The 25032-nt window shown below is 40.7% G+C and carries 35 protein-coding genes and 1 pseudogene; 8 read left to right on the top strand and 28 right to left on the bottom strand.

All coding sequences use genetic code 11. The features are described from left to right. Positions 1–11: 11 nt before the first annotated feature. The 24 genes and pseudogenes from rpmJ to J536_RS12915 all read right to left on the bottom strand — a co-directional run bounded on the left by rpmJ (position 12) and on the right by J536_RS12915 (position 11623). Positions 12–128, bottom strand: coding sequence for a 50S ribosomal protein L36 (gene rpmJ / locus J536_RS13030; protein WP_000867907.1), 117 nt, complete (start codon positions 126–128; stop codon positions 12–14). A gap of 20 nt (positions 129–148) precedes the next feature. After that, positions 149–1468 (bottom strand): preprotein translocase subunit SecY, encoded by a 1320-nt coding sequence (gene secY / locus J536_RS13025; RefSeq protein WP_014207743.1) that lies wholly within the window; start codon positions 1466–1468, stop codon positions 149–151. Between the two features lie 45 nt (positions 1469–1513). Continuing rightward, positions 1514–1954 carry a 50S ribosomal protein L15 gene (gene rplO, locus J536_RS13020; RefSeq protein WP_002116985.1) on the bottom strand — a complete coding sequence of 147 codons (441 nt, stop codon included), beginning with the start codon at positions 1952–1954 and terminating at the stop codon, positions 1514–1516. 3 nt (positions 1955–1957) lie between these two features. Next, the gene (gene rpmD / locus J536_RS13015) at positions 1958–2134 is read right to left on the bottom strand and encodes a 50S ribosomal protein L30 (protein WP_000849088.1); all 177 of its coding nucleotides are present in this window, start codon (positions 2132–2134) and stop codon (positions 1958–1960) included. Between the two features lie 6 nt (positions 2135–2140). Then, positions 2141–2638, bottom strand: coding sequence for a 30S ribosomal protein S5 (gene rpsE / locus J536_RS13010; RefSeq protein ID WP_001141025.1), 498 nt, complete (start codon positions 2636–2638; stop codon positions 2141–2143). A 2-nt stretch (positions 2639–2640) separates the two neighbouring features. Then, a complete protein-coding gene (gene rplR, locus J536_RS13005; protein WP_002049741.1) occupies positions 2641–2991 on the bottom strand; it encodes a 50S ribosomal protein L18 in 351 nt (116 codons plus the stop codon). A gap of 14 nt (positions 2992–3005) precedes the next feature. Beyond that, complete coding sequence (gene rplF / locus J536_RS13000; protein ID WP_002116801.1) at positions 3006–3539, bottom strand: 50S ribosomal protein L6; 534 nt, start codon at positions 3537–3539, stop codon at positions 3006–3008. Positions 3540–3552: 13 nt separating this feature from the next. Further along, positions 3553–3948 carry a 30S ribosomal protein S8 gene (gene rpsH / locus J536_RS12995; RefSeq protein WP_002049732.1) on the bottom strand — a complete coding sequence of 132 codons (396 nt, stop codon included), beginning with the start codon at positions 3946–3948 and terminating at the stop codon, positions 3553–3555. Positions 3949–3959: 11 nt separating this feature from the next. Then, a complete protein-coding gene (gene rpsN, locus J536_RS12990) occupies positions 3960–4265 on the bottom strand; it encodes a 30S ribosomal protein S14 (protein WP_002049689.1) in 306 nt (101 codons plus the stop codon). A 9-nt stretch (positions 4266–4274) separates the two neighbouring features. Beyond that, positions 4275–4811, bottom strand: a complete 537-nt coding sequence (gene rplE / locus J536_RS12985; protein WP_002116961.1) for a 50S ribosomal protein L5 — start codon at positions 4809–4811, stop codon at positions 4275–4277. A 15-nt stretch (positions 4812–4826) separates the two neighbouring features. Further along, complete coding sequence (gene rplX, locus J536_RS12980; RefSeq protein ID WP_002116820.1) at positions 4827–5144, bottom strand: 50S ribosomal protein L24; 318 nt, start codon at positions 5142–5144, stop codon at positions 4827–4829. 9 nt (positions 5145–5153) lie between these two features. Beyond that, entirely contained in the window at positions 5154–5522 is a 369-nt protein-coding gene (gene rplN / locus J536_RS12975) for a 50S ribosomal protein L14 (RefSeq protein WP_001982634.1), read from the bottom strand. Between the two features lie 92 nt (positions 5523–5614). Then, the gene (gene rpsQ / locus J536_RS12970) at positions 5615–5872 is read right to left on the bottom strand and encodes a 30S ribosomal protein S17 (protein WP_002116661.1); all 258 of its coding nucleotides are present in this window, start codon (positions 5870–5872) and stop codon (positions 5615–5617) included. Then, positions 5869–6066 carry a 50S ribosomal protein L29 gene (rpmC, locus tag J536_RS12965; protein WP_000849928.1) on the bottom strand — a complete coding sequence of 66 codons (198 nt, stop codon included), beginning with the start codon at positions 6064–6066 and terminating at the stop codon, positions 5869–5871. The genes rpsQ and rpmC overlap by 4 nt, the downstream gene beginning before the upstream one ends. After that, entirely contained in the window at positions 6066–6479 is a 414-nt protein-coding gene (gene rplP / locus J536_RS12960; protein WP_002049688.1) for a 50S ribosomal protein L16, read from the bottom strand. The genes rpmC and rplP overlap by 1 nt, the downstream gene beginning before the upstream one ends. Beyond that, a pseudogene (rpsC, locus tag J536_RS12955) lies at positions 6419–7235 on the bottom strand (30S ribosomal protein S3). Before rpsC ends, rplP begins: the two are co-directional and overlap by 61 nt. Position 7236: 1 nt before the next feature. Next, a complete protein-coding gene (rplV, locus tag J536_RS12950) occupies positions 7237–7566 on the bottom strand; it encodes a 50S ribosomal protein L22 (RefSeq protein ID WP_001982638.1) in 330 nt (109 codons plus the stop codon). Positions 7567–7577: 11 nt separating this feature from the next. Then, positions 7578–7853 (bottom strand): 30S ribosomal protein S19, encoded by a 276-nt coding sequence (rpsS, locus tag J536_RS12945; RefSeq protein ID WP_001138119.1) that lies wholly within the window; start codon positions 7851–7853, stop codon positions 7578–7580. Between the two features lie 13 nt (positions 7854–7866). Further along, positions 7867–8691, bottom strand: a complete 825-nt coding sequence (gene rplB, locus J536_RS12940) for a 50S ribosomal protein L2 (RefSeq protein ID WP_002049686.1) — start codon at positions 8689–8691, stop codon at positions 7867–7869. Positions 8692–8702: 11 nt separating this feature from the next. Beyond that, positions 8703–9023 (bottom strand): 50S ribosomal protein L23, encoded by a 321-nt coding sequence (rplW, locus tag J536_RS12935; RefSeq protein ID WP_002049693.1) that lies wholly within the window; start codon positions 9021–9023, stop codon positions 8703–8705. Continuing rightward, positions 9020–9622 carry a 50S ribosomal protein L4 gene (rplD, locus tag J536_RS12930; protein ID WP_002049755.1) on the bottom strand — a complete coding sequence of 201 codons (603 nt, stop codon included), beginning with the start codon at positions 9620–9622 and terminating at the stop codon, positions 9020–9022. Before rplD ends, rplW begins: the two co-directional genes overlap by 4 nt. Positions 9623–9633: 11 nt before the next feature. Continuing rightward, positions 9634–10272, bottom strand: coding sequence for a 50S ribosomal protein L3 (gene rplC, locus J536_RS12925; protein WP_014207747.1), 639 nt, complete (start codon positions 10270–10272; stop codon positions 9634–9636). 58 nt (positions 10273–10330) lie between these two features. Continuing rightward, positions 10331–10642, bottom strand: coding sequence for a 30S ribosomal protein S10 (gene rpsJ, locus J536_RS12920; RefSeq protein WP_000070912.1), 312 nt, complete (start codon positions 10640–10642; stop codon positions 10331–10333). A gap of 252 nt (positions 10643–10894) precedes the next feature. Continuing rightward, a complete protein-coding gene (locus tag J536_RS12915) occupies positions 10895–11623 on the bottom strand; it encodes a type 1 glutamine amidotransferase (RefSeq protein ID WP_017386983.1) in 729 nt (242 codons plus the stop codon). Positions 11624–11791: 168 nt separating this feature from the next. Here J536_RS12915 and J536_RS12910 point away from each other — a divergent pair, with 168 nt between their 5' ends. The 7 genes from J536_RS12910 to J536_RS12885 all read left to right on the top strand — a co-directional run bounded on the left by J536_RS12910 (position 11792) and on the right by J536_RS12885 (position 17958). After that, positions 11792–12982 (top strand): PLP-dependent transferase, encoded by a 1191-nt coding sequence (locus J536_RS12910; RefSeq protein WP_002116687.1) that lies wholly within the window; start codon positions 11792–11794, stop codon positions 12980–12982. A 42-nt stretch (positions 12983–13024) separates the two neighbouring features. Further along, positions 13025–14572 carry a helicase HerA-like domain-containing protein gene (locus tag J536_RS12905; RefSeq protein ID WP_017386985.1) on the top strand — a complete coding sequence of 516 codons (1548 nt, stop codon included), beginning with the start codon at positions 13025–13027 and terminating at the stop codon, positions 14570–14572. Next, a complete protein-coding gene (locus tag J536_RS25680; protein WP_014207750.1) occupies positions 14562–14714 on the top strand; it encodes a hypothetical protein in 153 nt (50 codons plus the stop codon). The genes J536_RS12905 and J536_RS25680 overlap by 11 nt, the downstream gene beginning before the upstream one ends. Before the next feature lie 2 nt (positions 14715–14716). Further along, positions 14717–15481 carry a globin domain-containing protein gene (locus tag J536_RS12900; protein WP_014207751.1) on the top strand — a complete coding sequence of 255 codons (765 nt, stop codon included), beginning with the start codon at positions 14717–14719 and terminating at the stop codon, positions 15479–15481. Positions 15482–15568: 87 nt separating this feature from the next. After that, a complete protein-coding gene (locus tag J536_RS12895) occupies positions 15569–16006 on the top strand; it encodes an RrF2 family transcriptional regulator (RefSeq protein WP_032063095.1) in 438 nt (145 codons plus the stop codon). 100 nt (positions 16007–16106) lie between these two features. Next, entirely contained in the window at positions 16107–16883 is a 777-nt protein-coding gene (yihA, locus tag J536_RS12890; protein WP_002116788.1) for a ribosome biogenesis GTP-binding protein YihA/YsxC, read from the top strand. A gap of 124 nt (positions 16884–17007) precedes the next feature. Beyond that, entirely contained in the window at positions 17008–17958 is a 951-nt protein-coding gene (locus J536_RS12885; protein ID WP_081035459.1) for a metal-dependent hydrolase, read from the top strand. A gap of 45 nt (positions 17959–18003) precedes the next feature. Here the strand turns inward: J536_RS12885 and J536_RS12880 are convergent, their stop codons facing one another. Both J536_RS12880 and J536_RS12875 read right to left on the bottom strand, forming a co-directional pair. After that, entirely contained in the window at positions 18004–19269 is a 1266-nt protein-coding gene (locus J536_RS12880) for a dicarboxylate/amino acid:cation symporter (protein WP_032063093.1), read from the bottom strand. 109 nt (positions 19270–19378) lie between these two features. Next, positions 19379–20251: an acyl-CoA thioesterase gene (locus tag J536_RS12875; RefSeq protein ID WP_002116924.1), complete on the bottom strand. Its 873-nt coding sequence runs from the start codon at positions 20249–20251 to the stop codon at positions 19379–19381. 276 nt (positions 20252–20527) lie between these two features. Here J536_RS12875 and plsB point away from each other — a divergent pair, with 276 nt between their 5' ends. Further along, positions 20528–23101: a glycerol-3-phosphate 1-O-acyltransferase PlsB gene (gene plsB, locus J536_RS12870; RefSeq protein ID WP_032063092.1), complete on the top strand. Its 2574-nt coding sequence runs from the start codon at positions 20528–20530 to the stop codon at positions 23099–23101. Between the two features lie 46 nt (positions 23102–23147). Here plsB and J536_RS12865 read toward each other — a convergent pair whose 3' ends face one another. Next, a complete protein-coding gene (locus tag J536_RS12865; RefSeq protein WP_032063091.1) occupies positions 23148–24131 on the bottom strand; it encodes a putative solute-binding protein in 984 nt (327 codons plus the stop codon). Positions 24132–24210: 79 nt separating this feature from the next. After that, on the bottom strand, positions 24211–25026 hold the full coding sequence (locus tag J536_RS12860; protein ID WP_032063090.1) for an NAD-dependent epimerase/dehydratase family protein: 816 nt from the start codon (positions 25024–25026) through the stop codon (positions 24211–24213). Positions 25027–25032 lie beyond the last annotated feature (6 nt).

Below are 25032 nucleotides of genomic sequence, written 5' to 3'. Positions count from 1 at the left end.
TCTTGATTAGATTAACCTTGACGCTGCTTATGACGAGGTTCTGCGCTACAAATTACGCGAATAACCCCATTACGACGGATAACTTTACAGCTACCACAAATTTTCTTTACAGAAGCTTGTACTTTCATGATGAAACCTCTAAGTGCGCTTATCCCTTAGGATGAGCAGTCGTTTTTCTCATTAATGTTTGATTGTCATATTGATGAGATGTTAAATGCGCTTGTAGCTGAGCCATAAAGTCCATAACCACGACAACTACGATCAATAATGAGGTACCACCCAAATAGAATGGAATCCCAAAAGAGCTTTGTAGAATCATTGGCATTAAACAAATGACCGTAATATAAATCGCACCAATAAACGTCAAACGATTAAGAATATGATCTAAGTAACGAGCAGTTTGCTCACCTGGGCGAATACCAGGCACATAAGCTCCGCTGCGTTTTAGATTTTCTGATACTTCCTTAGGGCTAAATACTAAAGCCGTATAAAAGTAACAGAAAAAGATAATTAACGCACCAAAGAGCACCAAATACAAAGGCTGTCCAGGCGACAATACTAAAGCTAAATCTTGTAAGCTGCTTTTAATAAAACCAGCATTTGGATCTGCACTTCCCACCCATTGACCAAGACTTGCCGGGAACAAGAGTAAAGAACTTGCAAAAATCGCAGGAATAACACCCGCCATATTAATTTTTAATGGCAAATGCGTCTGCTGTGCTGTAAATATACGACGCCCTTGTTGCTTTTGCGCATAGTTTACTGGAATGCGACGTTGTGCTTTTTCAATAAACACAATAGCTGCCAATACACCTAAAGACAAAAGACCAAAGATTACAAGACCAATTAAACTTGTCTGACCATTATCTACAGAAGAAACTGATTGCATAATTAGTTTAGGCAAACCAGCGACAATACCTGCAAAAATAATCATTGAGATACCGTTACCAATACCTCTTTCAGTGATTTGCTCACCTAGCCACATTAAGAACATAGTTCCAGCGACAAGTGAAGTTACTGCTGGGATGTAAAACGCAAGACCAACTGACAGAGTAATACCCTGACCAATCAAACCTGCGCACATACCAACTGCTTGAACCACTGCAAGCAACAATGTGCCCTGACGTGTATACTGATTAATTTTACGCTTACCTTGCTCACCTTCCTTTTTCAAGGCTTCAAGTGATGGAATTACAGTAGACATTAACTGCACAATAATTGACGCAGAAATGTACGGCATAATCCCTAAAGCAAGAATAGACATTCGCTCTAAAGCACCGCCAGAAAACATATTGAATAGCCCAAGAATAGTTCCTTGGTTCGCATGAAATAAATTTTCTAACGCAGCATTATTAATGCCTGGTACTGGAATATGCGCTCCTAGTCGAAAGACCAGCAATGCACCGATTAGAAAACTCATCCGGCGAATAATTTCACGGTATTTCACATGAAATGGCTGACCTTTCATCATGTTGACATGACCTGAAGAACTAGGAGACATAGACACTCGAGATTACTCCTCGACTTTACCGCCAGCTGCTTCAATCGCAGCTTTAGCGCCTTTAGTCAATGCAACACCTTGAACAGTGAATGCACGAGTGATTTCACCAGAAAGTACGATACGAGCACGAATTTGGTCACGACGAACAACATTCGCAGCTTTCAAAGTTTCTAGGCTAACGATGTCGCCTTCAACTTTGCTTAACTCAGATAAACGTACTTCAGCAGTTTTTAAAGCGATTTGGCTAGTGAAACCGAATTTAGGTAAACGACGATAAATCGCAGTTTGACCGCCTTCAAAGCCTGGACGAACGCCACCACTTTTACGTGATTTTTGACCTTTGACACCACGGCCACCAGTCTTACCAACGCCAGAACCGATACCACGGCCTAAACGACGGTGTTCACGTTTTGCACCTTCTGCAGGCGCAAGTTCATTTAAACGCAGAGTCATGGCTTATTCCTCTACACTAACCATATAGTAGACTTTGTTGATCATACCGCGGTTAGAAGGCGTATCTTGCACTTCTACAGTATGACCAATACGACGCAGACCTAAACCTTGTAAGCAAAGCTTGTGATTTTTCAAGCGATGTGAAGAAGATTTAGTCTGGGTAACTTTAATCGTTTTCATGATTGATTACCCTTGAATTTCTTCTACTGATTTACCACGTTTCGCAGCGACTTTCTCAGGAGAAGTCATATCACGCAAACCTTTGAAAGTTGCGTTTACTACGTTTGCAGCATTAGTAGAACCATAACATTTAGCAAGTACGTTATGTACACCTGCAGCTTCTAGAACGGCACGCATAGCGCCACCAGCGATTACGCCAGTACCTTCAGAAGCAGGTTGCATATATACACGGCTTGCACCATGACGAGCATTCACAGGGTGTTGTAAAGTAGTACCTGCAAGGTCTACAGTAATCATGTTGCGACGTGCAGCTTCAAGTGCTTTAGAAATAGCAGCTGGAACTTCACGAGCTTTACCACGACCAAAACCAACACGACCATTACCATCACCCACCACAGTTAATGCTGTGAAAGAGAAGATACGACCACCCTTAACAACTTTGGCTACACGATCAACGGCAACCAGCTTTTCAACAAGACCTTCGTTTTGTTCAACTTTAGCCATGATTAGAACTCCAAGCCGTTTTCACGAGCAGCATCAGCCAAGGCTTTGATACGACCATGATATTTAAAACCAGAACGGTCAAATGCAACTTTAGTTACACCAGCTGCTTTCGCACGCTCTGCGATTAAAGCGCCTACTTTAGTAGCCGCGTCTACATTACCTGTAGTACCGCTACGTAAAGATGCATCCAAAGTTGAAGCTTGTGCTAAAACTTTGCCACCATCTGCTGAAATAACTTGAGCATAGATGTGACGCGGAGTGCGGTTTACACACAAACGAGTCGCACCCAATGCACGAATGTGCAAGCGTGTGCTTTTCGCACGACGCAAACGGGATTGTTTCTTTTCGTTCATAAGAACCTCGCGCCTTATTTCTTCTTAGCTTCTTTACGAAGAATGACTTCATCCGAATAACGAACACCTTTACCTTTATATGGTTCAGGAGAACGATATGCACGGATTTCTGCCGCTACTTGACCTAACAACTGCTTGTTTGCTGATTTCAAAATGATTTCAGTAGCAGTTGGAGTTTCCGCTGTTACACCTTCAGGTAAAGCGTAGTCAATTGGGTGTGAAAAACCAAGGTTAAGGTTTACAACAGTACCTTTAACCGCAGCTTTATAACCAACACCAACTAGCTGCAACTTACGTTCGAAGCCTTCACTAACCCCTTTTACAAGGTTATTCAATACAGCGCGAGCAGTACCAGCTTGCATCCAAGCATCTTTCGATTCTTTAACTGGAGCAAGTTGAAGTTTACCTTCTTCCTGTTTTAGCTCGACCAGCGCATGCAGGTTGAAAGACAATGTACCTTTGCTGCCTTTCACTTCGACCTGCCGGCCGTTCTGAGTAACTGCTACACCATTAGGTACAGTTACTGGGGCTTTAGCCACACGAGACATGAGGAATCACCTATTAAGAAACAAAAGCAATAACTTCACCACCAACGCCCGCAGCACGTGCAGCGCGATCAGTCATGATGCCTTTGCTTGTAGAAACAATTGCAATACCTAAACCTTGCTTAACGCTTGGAAGTTTATCTTTACCACGGTATTGGCGAAGACCTGGACGGCTTACGCGTTTAACCATTTCGATAACTGGTTTGCCTTCGAAATATTTTAAAGTAATTGTCAAAGTAGATTTTGTCTCTTCTTGAGCAACTTCTACATTTGAAATATAACCTTCTTGTTGAAGTACGTTTGCAATTGCAACTTTCAACTTAGAAGAAGGCATAGAAACAGTTTGTTTCTTAGCCATTTGTGCGTTACGAACACGTGTTAGCATGTCGGCAACGGTATCTTGCATACTCATTTAGTCGCTCCTTACCAGCTTGCCTTAACAACGCCTGGTACATCACCCTGCATTACTGTGTCACGTAATTTGTTACGGCTTAAACCGAACTTACGGAAGTAACCATGAGGACGACCAGTTAAACCACAACGGTTACGAAGACGTACCGGAGATGCATTACGTGGCAATGCTTGTAACTTTAACATCGCTTCGAAACGCTCTTCTTCACTTGCATTTACGTTTGCAATCGTAGCTTTTAATTCAGCACGTTTTGCAGCGTATTTAGCAACTGTTTTTTCGCGTTTCAATTCGCGATTAATCATACCTTTCTTAGCCATATCGACCTCTTATTTGAACGGGAAGCCGAATGCACGCATAAGCGCACGGCCTTCGTCATCGGTGCGAGCAGTCGTAGTAATAGTAATATCCATACCACGAATACGATCAATCTTATCGAAATCGATTTCAGGGAAAACGATTTGCTCTTTCAAACCCATTGAGTAGTTACCACGACCATCAAATGATTTCGAAGAGAAACCACGGAAGTCACGGATACGAGGGATTGCGATTGAGATCAAACGGTCCAAGAATTCGTACATTTGGTCGCCACGTAAAGTAACTTTACAACCAATCGGCCAACCATCACGGATTTTGAAACCAGCGATAGATTTACGAGCAAGTGTAATTACTGGTTTTTGACCAGCAATTAATTGCATGTCGACTACAGCGCCATCTAATAATTTCTTATCAGTTGCAGCTGCGCCTACACCCATGTTTAGGGTAATTTTTGTGATGCGTGGAATTTCCATCACGTTCTTAATGCTAAGTTCTTCTTGTAACTTCGCTTTAAGTTCTTCGTTGTAACGTGCTTTAAGTCTGGCCATTGCCTTTTCAACCTATTACTTCGCTACCGCCACTGATTCACCATTTGATTTATAAACGCGAGTTTTCACGCCATCAATCACTTGGTAACCAACACGGTCAGCCTTCTGGGTTGTAGCATTTAAAATTGCCACGTTTGAAATATGAAGCGAAGCTTCTTGAGTAACGATACCGCCTTCAGCGCCAGTTACACGATTCGGCTTTTGATGCTTCTTCACTAAGTTAAGGCCTTCAACCTTAACGCGGTCTTCAGAAACAGACAATACAGTACCCTGTTTGCCTTTTTCTTTACCTGCGATCACGATAACTTGATCGCCTTTTTTAATCTTAGCCATGATTGCCTCTTATAGAACTTCAGGAGCCAATGAAATGATTTTCATGAACTGTTCAGTACGAAGTTCACGAGTCACTGGTCCGAAGATACGAGTAGCAATCGGAGCTTTGTTGTTGTTCAGGATAACTGCAGCATTATCATCAAAACGGATCACAGAACCATCTGGACGACGAATGCCGAATTTAGTACGAACTACAACCGCATTCATCACGTCACCTTTTTTAACACGTGCGCGTGGGATTGCTTCTTTTACAGTAACTTTAATAATGTCGCCAACAGAAGCATAACGACGATGTGAACCACCAAGTACTTTAATACATTGTACGCGGCGAGCACCACTGTTGTCTGCTACGTCGAGCATAGTTTCGGTTTGAATCATTGCCCTACTCCAAAACCGAGCATCACCGGTCACAATTTCGAAAGGCTCAAAGAGTACTCGAAATTGACCGATGATGCAACAAGAACGTCGAATTACTCAGCAGCTGCTTCAACTACTTCCACTAAAGTCCAAGCTTTAGTTTTAGAAATTGGGCGGCTTTCTTTAATGGTCACAACATCGCCAAGTTTAGCAACATTGTTCTCATCATGAGCGTGTAACTTAGTTGAACGGCGAATTGATTTGCCATACAACGGGTGTTGAACGCGGCGTTCGATAAGAACAACAATAGACTTGTCCATTTTGTCGCTTACTACTTTGCCGGTTAACGTGCGGACTGTTTTTTCACTCATTGTCCGTTCCCCTGTTTTTCGGTAAGGAGTGTCTTAATACGAGCAATTGTCTTACGAGCAACTTGCACTTCATGCGATTTACCCAACTGACCAGTTGCTTTCGCCATACGAAGACGGAATTGATTAAGCTGTTGCTCATCAAGCAAAGCTTTCAACTCTTCTACCGATTTTTCACGTAGATCTTTAGTTTTCATTACATTACCGTCCGAGTCACGATAGTGGTTTTAAACGGAAGTTTAGCAGCAGCTAAAGCAAATGCTTCACGCGCTAATTCTTCGTTCACACCTTCAATTTCGTACAGGATCTTACCTGGTTGGATCTGGCAAACCCAGTACTCCACGCTACCCTTACCTTTACCCATACGCACTTCAAGAGGCTTTTGAGTAATTGGTTTATCCGGGAATACGCGAATAAAGATTTTACCACCACGCTTAATACGGCGGCTAATAGTACGACGTGCAGCTTCAATCTGACGAGCAGTCATACGACCACGTTCAGTTGCTTTGATTGCAATCGAACCAAATGATACTGTACTACCACGATGCGCTAGACCAGTATTACGGCCTTTGTGCACCTTACGGAATTTGGTACGTTTAGGTTGCAACATGGATTATTCTCCCTTGTCAGCAGCACGGTCACCGCGACGACCACGACGCTCTTGACCTTCACCACGACCACGACCACGTTTAGCTGGACGATCTTCAGCAGGAGCAGGGTTCATGACTTGTTTCATGCCACCTAAAATCTCGCCACGGAAAATCCAAACTTTAACACCAATCGTACCGTAAGTTGTTTCTGCACGCATAGTTGCATAGTCAATGTCTGCACGTAGCGTATGTAAAGGTACACGACCTTCACGATACCATTCTGTACGAGCAATCTCTGCACCACCTAAACGGCCAGACACTTCAACTTTGATACCTTTAGCACCAGCACGCATAGTGTTTTGAACCGCACGCTTCATAGCACGACGGAACATTACACGCTTTTCTAATTGAGAAGCGATTGCTTCAGCAACTAAACGCGCATCTAAGTCTGGGCGATCAATTTCGTTGATACTTACTTGCGCTGGAACACCCATAATGCTGGTAAGTTCGCGCTGTAATTTCTCAATATCTTCGCCTTTTTTACCGATTACGATACCAGGACGTGCTGTGCTAATAGTTACTTTAGCAGCGCCTGATGGACGTTCGATAAGAATGTTGCTTACCATCGCATTCTTAAGTTTTTTAGTTAAAAACTCACGAACTTGAAGATCTTTAAGCAAGTATTCAGCGTATTGTTTCGGATTCGCATACCAGTTAGCGTTATGACGTTTCACAACACCTAGGCGGATACCGATTGGATGAACCTTCTGACCCATATCAAACCCCTACCTTAACGGTGATGTGACAAGTACGCTTAGTAATACGATCTGCACGGCCTTTAGCACGTGGCATAATACGTTTAAGGCTCATGCCTTCGTCAACGTAAATCGTAGATACTTTAAGATCGTCAACATCTAAACTGTTATTGTGTTCAGCGTTTGCAATCGCAGATTCCAATGCTTTTTTTACTAAAACAGCAGCTTTTTTATTGCTGAAGTTTAAGATATTTAAAGCATGCGCAACAGATTTGCCGCGAATAAGATCTGCAACCAAACGTGCTTTCTGTGCCGAGATAGCGGCACCGCGTAATTTAGCAGTTACTTCCATCATGACACCTATTAACGTTTAGATTTCTTGTCAACACCGTGACCACGATAGGTACGAGTTGGCGCGAATTCACCGAGTTTATGACCAACCATATGCTCAGTAACAATTACTGGAACGTGGTTACGACCATTATGAACAGAAATTGTTAAACCAACAAAATCTGGAAGGATCATCGAACGACGAGACCAAGTTTTAATCGGCTTGCGAGAGTTACTAGCAACAGCCGCTTCAACCTTAGCGAACAAGTGCGCATCGACGAATGGGCCTTTTTTCAGAGAACGAGGCATTAGTCAGATTCCTTTACTTGACGCGACGGTCGCGAATAATCATCTTAGTCGTACGCTTATTGGTACGTGTCTTGTACCCTTTAGCTTTTTGACCCCATGGGCTTACAGGTTGAATACCTTTGTTACGCCCTTCACCACCACCGTGCGGGTGATCAATCGGGTTCATCGCCATACCACGTACGGTAGGACGAACACCACGCCAGCGCGAAGCACCAGCTTTACCCAATGAACGAAGGTTGTTTTCTTGGTTAGAAACTTCACCAATTACAGCGCGGCATTCAACATGTACTTTACGCATTTCACCTGAACGAAGACGAATAATTGCGTAAGAACCATCACGACCCAACAACTGAACAGAAGCACCAGCAGAACGCGCTAATTGCGCACCCTTACCAATTTTAAGTTCAACGTTATGAAGTGTAGAACCGATCGGCATATTACGAAGTGGCAAGCAGTTACCTGGACGAATTGGAGCATCGTTACCAGATTGTACTTTATCGCCAGCACGTAAGCCTTTAGGTGCGATGATATAACGACGCTCACCATCAGCATATTTCAACAAAGCAATATGTGCTGTACGGTTTGGATCGTATTCAATACGCTCTACAACAGCTGGGATGCTGTCTTTGTTACGTTTGAAGTCAACGATACGGTAGTGTTGTTTATGACCACCACCAACGTGACGAGTAGTAATGTGACCGTTGTTATTACGACCACCAGTACGTTTTTTAGCTTCAACCAACGGTGCGTAAGGAGCGCCTTTGTGAAGATGGTCATGAACCACTTTCTCTACAAAGCGACGTCCTGGAGACGTTGGCTTACATTTTTGAATCGGCATAATTTTCGTCCTTATTCCGCTGCGCTTTCAGCGGTATCGCCCAAGTCAGCCATTTCAACATCTTGGCCAGCTTTCAGGGTGACGTATGCTTTTTTAACATCAGAACGGCGTCCCAATGTACGACCAAAGCGCTTAGTCTTACCTTTAGTAATAGTTGTGTTAACTTTAACAACTTCTACACCAAAAAGTTTTTCAACTGCTTTTTTGATTTCAAGTTTAGTAGCATTGATGTCTACTTTAAATACTTGAACACCAACAGTATCACCTAATACTTGTGCCTTTTCTGAGAAGACTGGTCCTTTTAGGACTTGATAGATACGTTCGTTGTTCATCCGAGTTCTACCTCAATTTTCTTAGCAGCAGCTACAGACATCACAACTTTATCAAACGCGATCAAGCTTACAGGATCGATTGCAGTTGCATCTACCACATCTACATGCGGAAGGTTGCGTGCTGCAAGATATAAGTTCTCATCTACAGCGTCAGTAACGATTAATGCACGAGCAGCATTTAAGTCGTTAAGCTTTGCAAGCAATTCTTTAGTTTTTGGAGCTGCAACTGCAAACTCTTCAACTAATACAAGACGATCTTGGCGAACAAGTTCAGCTAAGATACATTGCATTGCACCGCGGTACATCTTACGGTTTACTTTTTGAGACCAATCTTGTGGACGAGCAGCAAAAGTTTTACCACCGCCAACCCAGATAGGGCTACGAATAGAACCCGCACGAGCACGACCAGTACCTTTTTGACGGAATGGCTTTTTACCACCGCCAGAAACGTCTGCACGTGATTTCTGAGCACGAGTACCTTGACGACCACCTGCTAAGTAAGCAGTAACAACTTGGTGTACAAGAGCTTCGTTAAATTCACGTCCGAAAGCAACTTCAGACAATTCAACAGCAGAGCCGGAAACAGTTTTCAAATTCACGGTATTTCCCCTCAGGCCTTGATGGTAGGACGTACAATCACGTCACCGCCAGTTGCACCAGGAATTGCACCTTTAACAACTAAAACAGAACGTTCAGCGTCAATAGATACGATTTCAAGACCTTGTACTGTTACGCGTTCGTCACCTAAGTGACCAGCCATTTTCTTGCCTTTGAACACGCGACCAGGAGTCTGGTTTTGACCTGTAGAACCTAATACACGGTGAGAAACTGAGTTACCGTGAGTAGCGTCTTGAGTACGGAAGTTCCAACGTTTAACACCACCTTGGAAACCTTTACCTTTTGATTGACCAGTTACGTCAACAATTTGACCAACTGCGAACAAATCAACGCCAATAGTACCGCCAACTTCACGGCCTTCAAGCTCAGCTTCAGTAACACGGAACTCTTTAACTAAACGACCAGCAGCAACACCAGCTTTCGCGAAGTGACCTTTCTGAGCGTTAGTTACGCGAGATTCGCGACGTTCACCAGTAGTTACTTGAACAGCTTGATAACCATCAGTTTCAAGTGTTTTGATTTGCGTAATGCGGTTTGGATCGACTTCGATGACTGTAACAGGTACAGAAACACCTGCATCTGTAAAGATGCGAGTCATACCACATTTGCGACCGACTAAACCAATAGCCATGTGCATAAACCTCTAAAAAAGCGGCCTAATTAACTTAGAAGTTAATCAACCGAAAGCCTTAACCCAAAGCGATCTGAACATCAACACCAGCCGCAAGATCTAATTTCATCAATGCATCAACAGTTTTATCTGTAGGTTGAACGATATCGATCAAACGTTTGTAGGTGCGGATTTCGTACTGGTCACGCGCATCTTTGTTAACGTGCGGTGAAGTAAGAACGTTGAAGCGTTCGATGCGAGTAGGCATCGGAATTGGACCACAAACTTGTGCGCCAGTACGCTTAGCGGTTTCTACGATCTCTTGAGCAGATTGATCAATCAGACGATGATCAAAAGACTTCAAACGGATACGAATTCTCTGGTTAGACATACCAGTAAACTCCAAGCCAAACATATAAAGAATCACCCTTGACGCATCTCACCCATTGGTAAGTGTCAAAGGCAGTGAAAATCACTAAGGTCATGATCGATGCCACGACTGTAATGCACATTTACTACTTTCTTCGCAGTAAATGCCCCTCCTTTTGAGGGTCGCCCATTATAACGATTGTTTAAGTCTTATGCAATTCTCTTTTTCTGTTTTTTGTTCAAAACGTGCTTTAAACTAGCATTCACAACTCATCTAGGCATTTATGACAAACTCAATCGCTTTATTTAAGAGTTGATTACCTTGTTCAAATTTTTGTGCTTCTGAATATTGCAGTTCACTCACAGGCTGAACATATTCCCCCCTAAAAATAGATAGCTCTTCTTCATTTTCAAGTAAGAGTTCTAAAGCGGCTGGTGTCATTTCTGGATGAAATTGAAAACCCAGCACATTTTTTCCAATTTGATACATCTGATTACGACAAGCTATATTCTCGGCTAAGTGTATAGCACCTTTGGGTATTTCAAATGTTTCGCTATGCCACTGCATCACCTTTATCTTTTCAGGCAATGGAAAGCTGTCTTGAGGTAAATTTGCTACCCTTTGAACTGTCGACCAACCAAGTTCCTGATAGCGGTTTCGACTGACTGCGGCGCCTAGTGCATTAGCAATTAGCTGCCCACCCAAGCAGAGACCTATAGCAGGCTTTCCTGCTGCTAAATAACGACGCAACCATCTTTTCTCTATCTTAAGCCATGGATAATTCGCCTCATCATTTACACTCATGGTGCCACCCATGACTAATAATAAGTCAACCTCATCAATTTGTGGTAAAGCTTCTATTTCAAGTGACCGATCAACCGGAAGTGCAAAAAACTCCGTAGAACTAATAGTCGCGTGGTGAGCTTTTAAAAATGAATAACAACTCCCAAAACCCTCACCCGCGATATGTTGAAAATAATGAACTCTTAAATGCGACTTCATGCGCTTAAACCTATTGTTGTTAGAATGTTGTAGTGGTCTTTGCAAAAATAAAGCCAAGTTTTTGTTTTATAGGTCTACTGTAACGAAACGTCTTACAAAACTTTATAAATCTAGCGAAGAATTTAAATTTCTCTTAATCTAACTTTATCATTTAAAACATAACGCACTATGAAAAAGCATAACGATTTCCAGACTCGTCTCATTCATGCCCCAAGAAAGGCTCCGCAATTCATTGAAACAGTGCAACCTCCCTTATTTCGCGCATCGACTATCATTTTCAAATCAACTTCGCACCTTTTTGATCGTCACTGGACTGATAAGTATGACTATAGCTATGGAACACATGGCACCCCTACTACATTCACCTTAGGCGACAATATTGCGCAAATTGAAGGTGGTTTGCATTGTTTGCTTGCACCGAGTGGCCTATCCGCAATTAATATTGTGAACTCAGCATTTTTAAGCACTAATGATGAAGTATGGGTTCCAGACAATATTTACGGGCCAAATCTAGAACATTTAACTTATCTACAAAGTCAATATGGCATTATTGTTAAAGTATATAACCCCATTGACGCTGCAAGTTTTCAACCTACCGAAAGAAGTAAACTATTATGGTTAGAAGCTGCAGGTTCAGTTACTTTAGAATTCCCTGATCTTAAAAATCTAGTCAAGAAAGCTAAAAAGCATGGTGTATTGACAGCTCTAGATAACACTTGGGGAGCTGGGCTTGCGTTTAATGCTTTTAATTTTTCTGATGAACATCTATCAGTCGATTTAACCGTTCACGCATTAACAAAATATCCAAGTGGTGGTGGTGACATCCTAATGGGCAGCATTGTAACTCGTGATGAGAAACTTCATCACCGCCTATTCCGCACACACGCCATTTTAGGCATCGCAATCTCTGGAGATGATGCGGCTCAAGTTCAACGCAGCCTTGCTCATATGTCTTTACGCTATGAACAACAGTCAGCCAATGCTCAAACTTTACTTAAGTGGCTAAAGGACCAACGCCAATTTGCACAAGTTCTACACCCAAGTGATGAATCCTCACCAGGCCATCAATACTGGCAAGAAATATGCACAACTGATCAAAGTGCAGGTTTAGTGAGTGTTATTTTTAAACCTGAATATGACATTACAGCAGTACGTCGTTTCTGCGATGCATTAGAGTTATTTAAGCTCGGTTTTAGCTGGGGTGGACCCGTTAGCCTGATTATGCTTTATGATTTAAAAATGATGAGAAAACTTGAGAATACACATTTACAACAAGGATTATTGGTTCGATTCTGTATAGGACTAGAAGATCCGCAAGATTTGATACAAGATATCGAAAATGCACTGAAACAACTGTAAAACGACAACATTATAGTGACTCAAACCATAGGATAAAAATATATGGGTACACCGATTGTTATTGCTAAAAATATTAAGGACACATCAAAAGAAATTGTTTTACTTCCCCAGTTTGCTAACCGTCATGGACTTATTGCAGGCGCCACAGGTACAGGTAAAACAGTTACGTTAAAAGTTCTAGCAGAGAGTTTCTCTCGAATCGGTGTGCCAGTATTTCTTGCCGATGCTAAAGGCGATGTTTCGAGTCTTGCAAAAGCTGGTGAAGCTTCCGATAAATTTAATGAACGCTTAAAACTTTTACAAATTGATAGTGTTCCATTCGCAGCGAACCCAGTTGTTTTTTGGGATTTATTTGGTCAGCAAGGCCATCCTATCCGAACCACTATTTCTGAAATTGGGCCAATTTTATTGGCTCGCATGCTCAATTTAAATGATACCCAAGAAGGTGTGTTATCTGCTGTATTCCGCATTGCAGATGACCAAGGGTTACTATTAGTCGATTTTAAAGATTTAAAAGCCATGATCACTTTTGTGAGTGAACATGCAGCTGAGTTTAAAGCCGAGTATGGTAATTTATCTCCAGCCAGCCTAGGTGCCATTCAGCGCAACTTACTCGCTCTTGCCGACCAAGGTGGAGAACAGTTCTTTGGGGAACCAGCTTTAAATATTCTGGATTTTATCCAAACCGATGCAAACGGACACGGTTATATCAATATTCTTGCTGCTGACAAGCTCATGAATACACCTAAGTTATATGCCACTTTCCTCTTATGGATGCTTTCAGAGTTATTTGAACAGCTACCAGAAGTGGGTGATATGGATAAGCCTAAACTCGTGTTTTTCTTTGATGAAGCTCACTTGTTATTTGATAATGCCAGCCAAGCTCTACAAGACAAAATTGAACAAGTGGTACGTTTAATCCGCTCCAAAGGGGTGGGTATCTACTTTATTACTCAAAACCCACTCGATTTACCCGAAAGCGTTCTTGGTCAACTTGGTAATCGCGTTCAACATGCATTACGTGCATTCACCCCTAAAGATCAAAAAGCTGTAAAAACCGCAGCAGACACTTTCCGTGCTAATCCCGAGTTTAAAGTTGATGAAGCTATTACCCAACTTGGTGTTGGTGAGGCACTCATTAGCTGTCTAGATGAGCAAGGTACACCACAGATTGTAGAACGTGGTTGGGTTATGCCTCCGTACTCTGCATTTACACCGATCACTCCAGAAGAGCGTCAGACTTTAATCTCGCAAAGTATTATTGCTGGGGTTTATGAACAAGCTGTAGATCGTGATAGTGCCTATGAAATGCTACAGAATAAAGTTGCTGAACGCGAACAACAGCAGCAAGACGCCGAACTTGCAAAACAACAAGCTAAAGAACAAGAAACTTTAGCAAAACAGCAAGCTAAAGAGCAGGAACGTTTGGCACGTGAGCAATTAAAAGAGGAAGAAAGAGCAGCCCGTGAACGAGCTAAACTCACACAAGACATTGTGGGAACTTTTGCCAAAAGTGCTGCACGCAGTTTAGGAGGAAGTACCGGCCAAAAACTCGTAAGGGGCTTGCTCGGCTCTTTATTTGGTAAATAAAAATATTAAAAAAATTGCGTTAATTTTAGGGGATTTTATATCCCCTAATTTTTTTATGGTTTTTTATAAAAAAGTTATTGCCATTAATTTTTTAAAGATGTATTTTAAATACATCTTATATAGCCAGATAAATAAGGTCTAGCCATGACTCCACAACAAATTGAACTTGTTAAATCTACTGTACCGGTTTTACGTGAACACGGCGTTACGCTGACTACATACTTTTATAAGCGCATGCTTAATAACAATCCCGAATTAAAAAATGTTTTTAATTTAGATGACCAAACCAGCTTACGTCAGCCACGTGCTCTTGCAGCTGCTGTACTTGCTTATGCAGAAAATATTGAGAACCCTACTGTGCTCGCTAAAGCGGTAGAACGCATCACCACTAAACACGTGAGCTTAGATATTCAACCAGACCAATATGCAATTGTTGGGGACAACTTGCTTCATTCAATTAGTGAAGTACTCAACGTGCCATTCGAATCAGAGCTTATTGAAGCGTGGAAACAAGCATATTTACAGTTGGCTGATATCTTGATTGGTGTTGAAAAACAAAAATATGAACAACTTGAAAGCTTAAAAGGTGGATGGGCTGGCTGGCGTTCATTTGAAATTACTCAAATTGATCCTTTGGAATCTGGCAAACGCTTCACTTTAAAAGCAACTGACCATGAAGACGTACTGACTAGCCCAGCAAATGCCTTTATTTCAGTTAAAGTACAAGTTCCCGAGCAACAACTTGAACAACCGAAAGCTTTTAAATTTACTGAAGCTCAAGAAGATAACTCGTATCACTTTGAAGTGCAGCCTGAAGAAAATCATACTGAGTTTTCAGTTGCTAATATTCTACTTGAGCATTATAGAGTTGGTGATCAAGTACAGGTTTCAGCCCCTTTAACGCTGTAATGTAAAAACCTCTTGCCTGAAAGTTTTCTTATTTAGACTTTCAGGCTAAGATGATCATCCTTTTAATCTCTTCCATTTTTGGTGATCATGCAGCTTAATAAATTTACCGATTATGCATTACGACTCTTAATGTATGTTGCACGCCCAAGTGATGCACCCTACACGATTGCAGAAATCGCGAAAGATTTGCATGTTTCACAAAACCATCTAGTTAAAGTTGTTCACTTCATGGGCAAGCAGGAATGGATTATTACCATTCGTGGAAAAGGCGGCGGAATTCGCTTAAATCCAGAGGCACTTAACTCAAATTTAGGTTCAATTGTTCGAATATTACAGGGCGACAATCAAATTGTTGAATGTAATACACCACCTTGTGTATTACGCAGTCACTGTGGTTTAAAAGGTATTTTAGATCAGGCTTTAGAGAGCTTTTATCAAAGTCTAGATCAATACACACTCGGAGAAGTTTTGCAGCAATCAAAATCTGCTCCTGCCAACTCCCCTATTGCATTTTTACAAATCTAAGCTCTACTGATTTTGATAAGTCGACTTATTGAAAATTAGCAAGAATACCCAAGCTCCTTTATACTAGGCGCGAGCCCTCTCATTTAAAAAGTTATTTTTTATGCGTCGTAGTGAAAAATCGAAAGACACCAAAGCCAGACTCGCACCCAAGCAAAAGATCAGCTATGAAAAGAAACCAGATCCAGCGATCACAGCATATGCTGTGCAATCACTCAACTGGTTACGCCAAGCTGAGTTTCTAATGAGTGCACCTAAATTGGCACTTTGTGTTGAAGATAGTGGCTACGAGATCGCTTTTGCAGGACGCTCAAATGCCGGTAAGTCTAGTGCTATCAATGCATTAACCAATAAAAAACAGTTAGCGCGCGCCTCTAAAAAACCTGGCCGTACTCAGATGATTAACTTCTTTAGTCTAGGCAACCCCGATCAACGTTTAGTCGATCTTCCTGGCTATGGTTATGCAGCCGTACCTGAAGATATGAAACGAGTATGGCAAAAAGAATTAGAGAACTATTTAATCCATCGTAAAAGCTTACAAGGCTTAGTATTACTTATGGATATTCGCCATCCTCTACAGCATTTCGACATGATGATGCTAGAGTGGGCTTATTCACGTCATCTCTTTGTTCATATTCTCTTAACGAAAGCAGACAAACTTAATCGTGGCCCTGCAAACAAAGTGCTATTAGAAGTTAAGCAACAGCTGAAAAAAATGAAGCTTGATTTCTCGATTCAACTTTTCTCATCACTTAATAAATTAGGTTTAGAAGAGCTAGCAAGTGTTATGGCTGGACGCCTGCATTTTACGCTTGATCAAGAACCAGAATTTGACGTTGACGCGATCCCTGAAGCATCAGATGAGGATACTGAAGAGTAAATCATCAAAACAGATACAACTTCTTTATTAAATTTATTTTCAAATTGGCCCCTATTGCTAAACACAAATGTAGGGGCTTTTTTTATACTCGTTATAACTTCATCGAGTTAAAAATCAGGACTAAATGATGAAATTGTTATCTTTTTTGAAGAACAAGGCTTTAGGTTCTTCTATTGACTATAAAATTCTTCCACGTAAAGTAAAATTTGACTGGAAAGATACCCCTGTTGACTGGATTCCAAATCAGCCTTTCGCAAGTTATTTTATTAATGAAATTAATAACATCTTACCTGCTGGAGAATTCTGGTTTTGCCGTTTGTACAATAAAGTTTTACCGCAAATTAAAGATGAAAAACTTAAACAGGATGTGCAAGCATTTATCCGCCAAGAAGCTATGCATGCCAATGCGCATACTTCTGCCAATAAAGAATATTTAAGCGCACGTAATATTGATATCCAGCGAAATCTGGACATTATGAATTATCTATTTACCACTGCCTTAGCAGATAAACCATTTGATAAAGAAGTCCCTCAATTTCTACAAGCGCAATGGGACCTTTTCCGTTTAGGCGTTATTGCAACTGTTGAGCATATGACCTGTGTATTAGGGAAATATGCACTCTATAACGAGCGTTGGGAAGAATTAGGCGCTGACCCTGAAATGGTCGATCTGGTTAAATGGCATGGTTCAGAAGAAATTGAACACCGTACCGTTGCTTTTGATTTATATCGCCATTTGGGTGGTGGATATATTCCACGCTACTATTTAAGCCTTGCAGTGATTGTACTGGTGCTTGGATTATGGGTAGATGGCGCTGCACATATTATGAAACAAGATCCACGTTTTGCTGATGCTGCTAAATCTAGATTTTTCCCAGTATGGGTTGCTGTAGAGTGGTATAAAATTAGCAGAAAAGATAATCAGGTTTTACCAAACCCAATCTGGCTTATTGCTCAACAAATTGATTACCTCATGCCTTGGTATGATCCAGTTAAAGAAGGCAGCACTGAAGATGCGGTAAGTTATTTATCGCAATCTCCAGCAGCAAAAAGAGCCGAGTTACAAGCGGCTTAAAAATAAAAAAGCAGGATTTAAAATCCTGCTTTTTTATTTAGGAGATTAGACACTGATATCTTTATCTTTTGTATAACGGTCAACAACCACGCTAATCATCATATCACCCTGCACATTTACCACTGTTCTTACCGTATCCAATAGGCGATCAATCGGAAGTAAAATGGCGATTGCTTCAGCCGGTAAACCTACAGACTGTAAAACCATAATCATGGTAACCATACCAGCACTTGGAATTCCAGGGGCCCCTAGTGATGCAATCATTGCTGTTAAACACACAATAATTTGTTGTGTCAGGTTTAAGTCTAGCCCCACCAAATTTGCGACAAATAATGCAGCGGCTGCTTCATATAGTGCAGTGCCATCCATATTAAGCTGTGTACCTAAAGGAATTACAAAACCAGCTGTTTGCGGACGAACACCTAAGTTTTCTTGTGCGCATTTCATACTAAGGGGCATTGTGGCAGAACTAGAGCTGGTTGCAAATGCTGTAATTAGCGCTGTACGTGTTCCTTTGAAAAAAGTCCAAGGACTCATGCGGCCAAAAATCCAAAGTAATAGCGGCAAAACAACAGCGCCATGAAAAATGGTAGTCCCTGTCACTACAACAGCAAACTCAGCCAAACGACTTAGTACTGAAATATCTTCCGTTGCCATTAACTTTGCTAATAAGGCAAAAATACCCAAAGGTGCTAGCTTCATTACCCAGCCGACTAGCATCATCATCATTTCAAAAAATTGATGACTTAATAAGCGAATACTTTTAAAACGCTCACCGCCATGGACTAAAGCAACACCAACAAATAGTGCAAACACCACAACAGCTAAAACATTACCATCGCTGAATGCTTTAAATGGGTTAATTAATGTATTTTGAATAAAATTAGTGAAAAAACTTGCAGGATTTAAACTATCTGGTGCCTGATAGTTTTGCATAGACATTTGGAAAATAGAGATATCTATACCACGTCCTACTTCAAATAGATGAGCACAACTTATACCTAAAATTAAAGCTAATGTTGTTGTGGTCAAACAACATAAAAAGGTAATTTTCCAGACTGGACCTAACTTCCCTCCCGCCTGCAAATTAGAGACACCCACAACAATCGAGCTAAAAATCAAAGGCACCAACAACATTTTAAGCAGCCCAATAAAGACACTGCTTAATATGCCTAACCCATATAAACTATGTTTTACAAACGCAGTATCGGGATACAACGTTAATATAAAACCAAAGGCTAAGCCTAAAATGGCAGCAATAAGAATTTGTGTGTTTAAGTTCATATCAGCATTATTTTTTTCAGTTGGCAATCCTTTTGCAAATATGACATGAGCTCGCTTTTCATACGAGCAATTTTTTGTCACATCGTTTCAATTAAAAATAAAAAAGCCATCTGATGAGATGGCTTTATAAATGAGTTTATTGCGTTTCAATTTCCCGCAAACGAATTAAACCCTCTTGCACGGTACTGCATACAAGTTGGCCATTTTGCCACATACGGCCAAAGTTTAAGCCGCGAGAAGCTGCGCTAACGGTTGCTTCCATATCGTAAAGCATCCATTCATCGGCACGCAGCGGACGATGGAAATAAATGGCATGATCAATACTTGCACACTGCAAACTTGGAGAAATATAACTAAGCCCATGCGGTCTCAAAGCAGTTGTCATTAAGGTAAAGTCTGAATAAAACGCAACAATCGCTTGATGCAGAGCAATATCATCTAATTGTTTTGGAATACGGTCATGTGTGCGGATATAGTGCGCATTATAAGGAGCTTCAGGTTGCGGTTGAAACGGATTTACCGGATCAATTGGGCGAATTTCTACGTGGCGCTCACGCATAAAGCTAGCACGAACATTTTCAGGTACGAAATTTAAAATACCTTCTTTGAGCTCATTTTCAGATTTAAGAGTCTCTGGCGCGGGATACTCTGGCTCTTGATGTTGATAGTTCAAGCCTTCTTCTGGATTAGCAAAAGAAACCATCGCCGAAAATATAACTCGTCCGTGTTGAATGGCACGAACCTGACGGCTTACGAAACTCTTCCCATCACGTAAACGGTCTACTTCATAGATAATTGGGGCATTAATATCGCCACCATATAAAAAATATGCATGCAAAGAATGCGCTGGGCGATCGGTTGTATAAGATGCCGCACGTAAAGCCTGACCCAAAACCTGCCCACCAAAGACACGTTTACCGACAAGATTACGGCTTATGCCACGGTAAATATTTTCTTCTAGCTTTTCTAAAGTAAGAAGATCGACAAGTTCTTGGGTTAACGCATTCATGAGAGATACCTTCATATTTCAGGTAAAAAATCGTATTAAAGTACAGATGTGTAGAATCTATTGTGCCATAAAAAACTATTTGAACATGGAACAATCAGTCAACTTCTGACGAACATTGTTCATATAACAGCTAAAAATACGATTTTTAACGATAAAATATGCCAAAAGCATTATAATTTATAAGAAAGTAGCATATTGTTTTTTTTAATAAATGCCGCAAAATAATTACCCTCTGCATTTGGTGCTGGGATTTGTCTTTAAGAAGTAGGAGTTCTTATGTCCAAGAGTGGGTTTGGTCAAATGTATCGTCGGCTTTCGAGTAAACTACTTGACCTCGTGGTAACACCACATGTTCTTGGGGAAGTTCCTACTGAACCAGTATCAGAAACAACAGAAACAGAAGCAAAAACTGACCGCCAAAAAGTGGTTTGTTACGTCTTACAAAACCACTCTCGAAGCAATGCTCTGGTGGTTGATGGAGAAACGCGTCGTTTAAATTTAAAACCTGCGTTAGATCCATTAGTTGTTGGCACTCATCAGGAAAAAGCATCAGTTTTATTTTTACAGCACAATGATGAAAATAATTTACTGAATCCGCCTCCTCATGCTTTTCCACCACGCTTATTAAAACTGATTGAAGTTTTACAAGAAAATCCTGAACTCGATATAGAGCTTGTTCCGGTTACAGTTTTATGGGGCCGTTCGCCAGATAAAGAAGATTCTTGGTTTAAGTTATTATTTTCAGATACGTGGGCAACACCAAGCACAGTTAAGCAGCTGGTTAATATTGGTTTGCATGGCCGTCAGTCTTATTTAGAATTTCATGAACCACAATCGCTACGTGAATTGGTTGATTATGCACAGCAGCATTATCCAAATCTTTCACCAGCAACTTATATTGTAAGTACGTTAAATGATTATTTAGACCGTCAGCGTGAAGTCGTGTTAGGCCCCGATTTGTCGGATCGCCGCAATGTCATGCAATCGGTTGTTAAATCTCGTGATGTGCAAGAAGCAATCCGCCGTGAAAGTATCCGCGGAAAAGTGAGCATGCTTGAAGCTGAACGCCGTGCGATTGGCTATGTGAATGAAATCGTATCGGATTATTCACACTCAGCAGTGCGCTTTGCTGATCTTGCCTTAACGCGCTTATGGACCCAGCTTTATGACGGCGTAGAGGTGCATAACTTTAGTACCGTTCGTGAACTAGCGAAAGACTATGAAGTTGTCTATACACCGTGTCATCGCAGTCACATTGACTATTTACTATTGTCATATGTCATCTATAAACGTGGCTTAATGGTTCCGTATATTGCTGCAGGCGATAACTTAAACTTACCTTTCGTTGGTCAGCTTTTACGTGGAGGCGGTGCATTCTTCATTCGTCGCTCTTTCCGTGGAAATGGGCTCTACACTACTGTATTTAAAGAATATCTATATAGTATTTTGTCACGCAACACGCCACTTGAGTACTTTATTGAAGGTGGACGCTCACGTACGGGACGTTTATTACCGCCTAAAACCGGTATGCTTGCCATGACAGTTCACAGCCATTTACGTGGCCGTGCTAAACCGATCGTTTTCTTACCAACTTATATTGGTTATGAACGACTCATGGAAGGCTCAACTTACGTAGGCGAAATGCAAGGTAAGCCAAAAGAGGCCGAATCTATTTTTGGTATTGTGAAAACCTTACGAAAAATTGAACGTATTTTTGGTAAAGTCCACGTGAACTTTGGTGAACCTGTTTTCCTTGATGATCTGCTTAAGCAACATAATGCAGAAAACGTTTACATCGAGAAAAATGACGACCCAATTCCTCAAGCTGTTTCGGATGCAGTAAATAGCTCTGCACATGCAATTTTAGAAAATATTAACCGAGCTGTGGTGATTAACCCTGTTTCTTTACTTTCTATTATTTTGCTTGCGACTCCAAAGCATACGCTTGATGAAGAAATTTGTATTAAGCAGCTAGAAGCTTATCGTAACTTGGCATCGAACTTCCCATATGACCAACGTATGGAAGTAACGCCACTTTCTGGTAAAGAAATTATTGCGTATGGTTTAAAGCTTAAACTCATTAAACGCGTTCAGCATGCGCTTGGCGATATTATTGCGATTGAAGATAACCAAGCTGTTCTTCTGACTTACTTCCGTAATAACATCTTGCACGCCTTTGTTTTACCTTCTCTGGTAGCATCACTTGTTGAACACAATGGGAAAATCAGTCGTTCAGATTTAACCAATGTCATCTATACGCTCTATCCATTCTTGAAAGCTGAGTTATTCCTTAAATGGAAGAGCAGCGAGCTTAAGGCACAAGTTGAGCAATATGCAGATGCTCTAGTTCAATCTAACCTTATTCAACAAGACGATGAAGGTAACTTGATTAGCTCTGCACCAAATACAGAAGAGCATAATCAGCTTGTTGTTTTAGCAACGCCAGTTAAGCAAAGTCTTGAGCGTTACTACATGACACTTGCGCTCATTACTCAACGTGGTTCAGGTAATATCTCTGCTAAACAAGTTGAAGAGTTAAGTCATTTATTAGGACAACGTTTATCAGTTCTATATGAATTTAATTCGCCAGAGTTCTTCGACAAAGCTTTATTCCAAAGTTTCTTAAAAGTGCTTACACAGCAAAATTATATTCGTACCAATGACCAAGGCCAAATTGAGTTTGATGATAACTTCCGTCAAATGGCTGCTGGTGCACAGTTGGTACTTGATGAAGTAACCTTACAAATGTTACAGCACATCACCACCTTTACCGACGAAGAATTGAAAGATGCTCTTGAAGCAATGGCATCTCAACAAGCTAAACGCCGTTTAAAACGCAAAAAAGCTTAAAGTCTTCAGTCAAAATAAAAGGCAACTTCGGTTGCCTTTTATTTTATTAGCGGATTGGACATTCAAAATAACGTGGATCGTCCATACAACGTAAACGCTTCATAAGCTGAACGAAATAAGCATCGTAATAACCTGAAAGAACATACTGATTACGTATTTTGGCAACCATTACATCATAACTTTGCTTTTCATAAAAAGAGACATCCACCCAATAATAAGCAGGTAAATGATTCTCCCATTGTGTCGCACGATTCGTCAGCAATTGGCTATTATGAACAAACCATCCTCGGATTTTTCGGCCAAAATTAGCAGGATAAGCTTGCGGTTTAATAATTAAATTGACACCGAAATATGCCAAAGGAAAATTGATGACTTGAGTATCTGGTCCAAATTCTTTTTGTAAGTTATATGGCAATAACCCATACACTGGTGCAGGAACAATATCGATTTTATTTTGCTTAAACTGCGCAATCGCGTTTGATAAATCAACATAAACTGGCTGAGCACCTACACTTCGTACCAATGCTTGTTGTGGTGGATTATTAGGTAGCACCCCAATACGTTGATTTCTTAATTGAGCGACTCTAGAGAGCTTCTTATTTTTTAGAACCATGTAAGCAGTTCCAATTGGAATCATTCCTACAGCTTCATAATTCTTAGAAACCAGCCTTTTCTCAATGGTAGGGTGATTTAAAAGCTGCAAAAAGCTTTTGGCCGTACGATTATTAGGAATAAGCCCTATACCCGCAGTACTTCCCATAAACTGGTTATAACGATAAGTATTGAAATTGGATGCAGCTAAACCTGAACATTTCCCATCATCAAAAGCTTGTATGGCCTGCTGCTCTTTTTGATAGGTAACAACTTTAAATTTGACTTGATATTGCTGGGCATATAGCCGAATGTCATTTAAACGGCGAGTAATATCCCCTTGGGACCCGATAGGATCATATGCACACCACACCTGATCCTCGGCCCAACTCGCAGCAGCTGTTCCGCTCAAAATAAGAGCTAAACAAATTTTTTTCATTTTCAAACTTTTTATCTTTATCGGCAATTTGACTGCCTCATCAGGTATTTATGTTCTTATTTAAAGTTTAATCAAAATTTTATTTAGCGCTATGAACATTTAAACATAATAAATAGTCATTAAAGCAAATTGGGTGTTCTAACTGAAAACCTATTGTACATAAATGTTTTGCATAAATTCTTTTACCTGAAATTTGGTTTGATTCTAAAGTTAATTCTGGCAATCCCAATTGTTTTTGAAACCATGCGATAACTTCATGCAAAGGTAATGGTTGATTATTAGTCACGATATAGCTTGCTTGATGACTTTCATAATCAGCCATAAAAGCCAAAAATCTTGCTAAATCATCAATATGTATTCGATTGCTATAATGTATATTTGGATAGCTTTGATGATTTTCAGCCATTTTCTTTAAACGGGCAATCGAAGTTCCATAAATACCTGTAGGGCGAACAATTACAGATTGAGTTGGATAATATTTTTGCCAGAGTAACTCCATATTAAGCAATATATGGCCTTGTGCATCATTTGGATGAATTTCACTAAAATCATCAATAATCTCTCCTGCATTTTCACCATATACCCGCGTAGAGGAGACAACGATTATTTTTTTCACTGGATGTATTTTTAATGCTTCTCGAATCGGTTCAATACTATCAACATAAGTTTGCTGATAGCCCTCAACCGTACTCTCATTTGGAGAAAGTAAAATATATACGACATCTACAGATTCAATTTTACTTAAATCGAGCGTAAAAATATCCTGAACAAGATGTGTTGCGTAACTATCCGTTTTTACACTACGGCTGATTGTGGTAATTTGATGTTCTTTCTCAAATAGTTGTTTAGCAACACGCTGAGATGTTTTACCATAACCGATAAATAATATATGCATAGAAAA

This window comes from Acinetobacter sp. 809848 (genome assembly GCF_000581275.1).
GTDB classification, from domain to species: Bacteria; Pseudomonadota; Gammaproteobacteria; order Pseudomonadales; family Moraxellaceae; genus Acinetobacter; species Acinetobacter pittii.
The sequence above is the reverse complement of the archived record's forward strand: the minus strand, read 5'-3'. Positions and strand labels throughout refer to the sequence as shown.

Excerpts from the sequence above, each read along its gene's own strand:
- rpmJ (WP_000867907.1), bottom strand. The coding sequence starts at position 128 with ATGAAAGTACAAGCTTCTGTAAAGAAAATTTGTGGTAGCTGTAAAGTT.
- secY (WP_014207743.1), bottom strand. The coding sequence starts at position 1,468 with ATGAAAGGTCAGCCATTTCATGTGAAATACCGTGAAATTATTCGCCGG.
- rplO (WP_002116985.1), bottom strand. The coding sequence starts at position 1,954 with ATGACTCTGCGTTTAAATGAACTTGCGCCTGCAGAAGGTGCAAAACGT.
- rpmD (WP_000849088.1), bottom strand. The coding sequence starts at position 2,134 with ATGAAAACGATTAAAGTTACCCAGACTAAATCTTCTTCACATCGCTTG.
- rpsE (WP_001141025.1), bottom strand. The coding sequence starts at position 2,638 with ATGGCTAAAGTTGAACAAAACGAAGGTCTTGTTGAAAAGCTGGTTGCC.
- rplR (WP_002049741.1), bottom strand. The coding sequence starts at position 2,991 with ATGAACGAAAAGAAACAATCCCGTTTGCGTCGTGCGAAAAGCACACGC.
- rplF (WP_002116801.1), bottom strand. The coding sequence starts at position 3,539 with ATGTCTCGTGTGGCTAAAGCCCCAGTAACTGTACCTAATGGTGTAGCA.
- rpsH (WP_002049732.1), bottom strand. The coding sequence starts at position 3,948 with ATGAGTATGCAAGATACCGTTGCCGACATGCTAACACGTGTTCGTAAC.
- rpsN (WP_002049689.1), bottom strand. The coding sequence starts at position 4,265 with ATGGCTAAGAAAGGTATGATTAATCGCGAATTGAAACGCGAAAAAACA.
- rplE (WP_002116961.1), bottom strand. The coding sequence starts at position 4,811 with ATGGCCAGACTTAAAGCACGTTACAACGAAGAACTTAAAGCGAAGTTA.
- rplX (WP_002116820.1), bottom strand. The coding sequence starts at position 5,144 with ATGGCTAAGATTAAAAAAGGCGATCAAGTTATCGTGATCGCAGGTAAA.
- rplN (WP_001982634.1), bottom strand. The coding sequence starts at position 5,522 with ATGATTCAAACCGAAACTATGCTCGACGTAGCAGACAACAGTGGTGCT.
- rpsQ (WP_002116661.1), bottom strand. The coding sequence starts at position 5,872 with ATGAGTGAAAAAACAGTCCGCACGTTAACCGGCAAAGTAGTAAGCGAC.
- rpmC (WP_000849928.1), bottom strand. The coding sequence starts at position 6,066 with ATGAAAACTAAAGATCTACGTGAAAAATCGGTAGAAGAGTTGAAAGCT.
- rplP (WP_002049688.1), bottom strand. The coding sequence starts at position 6,479 with ATGTTGCAACCTAAACGTACCAAATTCCGTAAGGTGCACAAAGGCCGT.
- rplV (WP_001982638.1), bottom strand. The coding sequence starts at position 7,566 with ATGGAAGTAACTGCTAAATTACGCGGTGCCGCTATCTCGGCACAGAAA.
- rpsS (WP_001138119.1), bottom strand. The coding sequence starts at position 7,853 with ATGCCTCGTTCTCTGAAAAAAGGCCCATTCGTCGATGCGCACTTGTTC.
- rplB (WP_002049686.1), bottom strand. The coding sequence starts at position 8,691 with ATGCCGATTCAAAAATGTAAGCCAACGTCTCCAGGACGTCGCTTTGTA.
- rplW (WP_002049693.1), bottom strand. The coding sequence starts at position 9,023 with ATGAACAACGAACGTATCTATCAAGTCCTAAAAGGACCAGTCTTCTCA.
- rplC (WP_014207747.1), bottom strand. The coding sequence starts at position 10,272 with ATGGCTATTGGTTTAGTCGGTCGCAAATGTGGTATGACTCGCATCTTT.
- rpsJ (WP_000070912.1), bottom strand. The coding sequence starts at position 10,642 with ATGTCTAACCAGAGAATTCGTATCCGTTTGAAGTCTTTTGATCATCGT.
- J536_RS12915 (WP_017386983.1), bottom strand. The coding sequence starts at position 11,623 with ATGAAGTCGCATTTAAGAGTTCATTATTTTCAACATATCGCGGGTGAG.
- J536_RS12910 (WP_002116687.1), top strand. The coding sequence starts at position 11,792 with ATGAAAAAGCATAACGATTTCCAGACTCGTCTCATTCATGCCCCAAGA.
- J536_RS12905 (WP_017386985.1), top strand. The coding sequence starts at position 13,025 with ATGGGTACACCGATTGTTATTGCTAAAAATATTAAGGACACATCAAAA.
- J536_RS12900 (WP_014207751.1), top strand. The coding sequence starts at position 14,717 with ATGACTCCACAACAAATTGAACTTGTTAAATCTACTGTACCGGTTTTA.
- J536_RS12895 (WP_032063095.1), top strand. The coding sequence starts at position 15,569 with ATGCAGCTTAATAAATTTACCGATTATGCATTACGACTCTTAATGTAT.
- yihA (WP_002116788.1), top strand. The coding sequence starts at position 16,107 with ATGCGTCGTAGTGAAAAATCGAAAGACACCAAAGCCAGACTCGCACCC.
- J536_RS12885 (WP_081035459.1), top strand. The coding sequence starts at position 17,008 with ATGATGAAATTGTTATCTTTTTTGAAGAACAAGGCTTTAGGTTCTTCT.
- J536_RS12875 (WP_002116924.1), bottom strand. The coding sequence starts at position 20,251 with ATGAATGCGTTAACCCAAGAACTTGTCGATCTTCTTACTTTAGAAAAG.
- plsB (WP_032063092.1), top strand. The coding sequence starts at position 20,528 with ATGTCCAAGAGTGGGTTTGGTCAAATGTATCGTCGGCTTTCGAGTAAA.
- J536_RS12865 (WP_032063091.1), bottom strand. The coding sequence starts at position 24,131 with ATGAAAAAAATTTGTTTAGCTCTTATTTTGAGCGGAACAGCTGCTGCG.
- J536_RS12860 (WP_032063090.1), bottom strand. The coding sequence starts at position 25,026 with ATGCATATATTATTTATCGGTTATGGTAAAACATCTCAGCGTGTTGCT.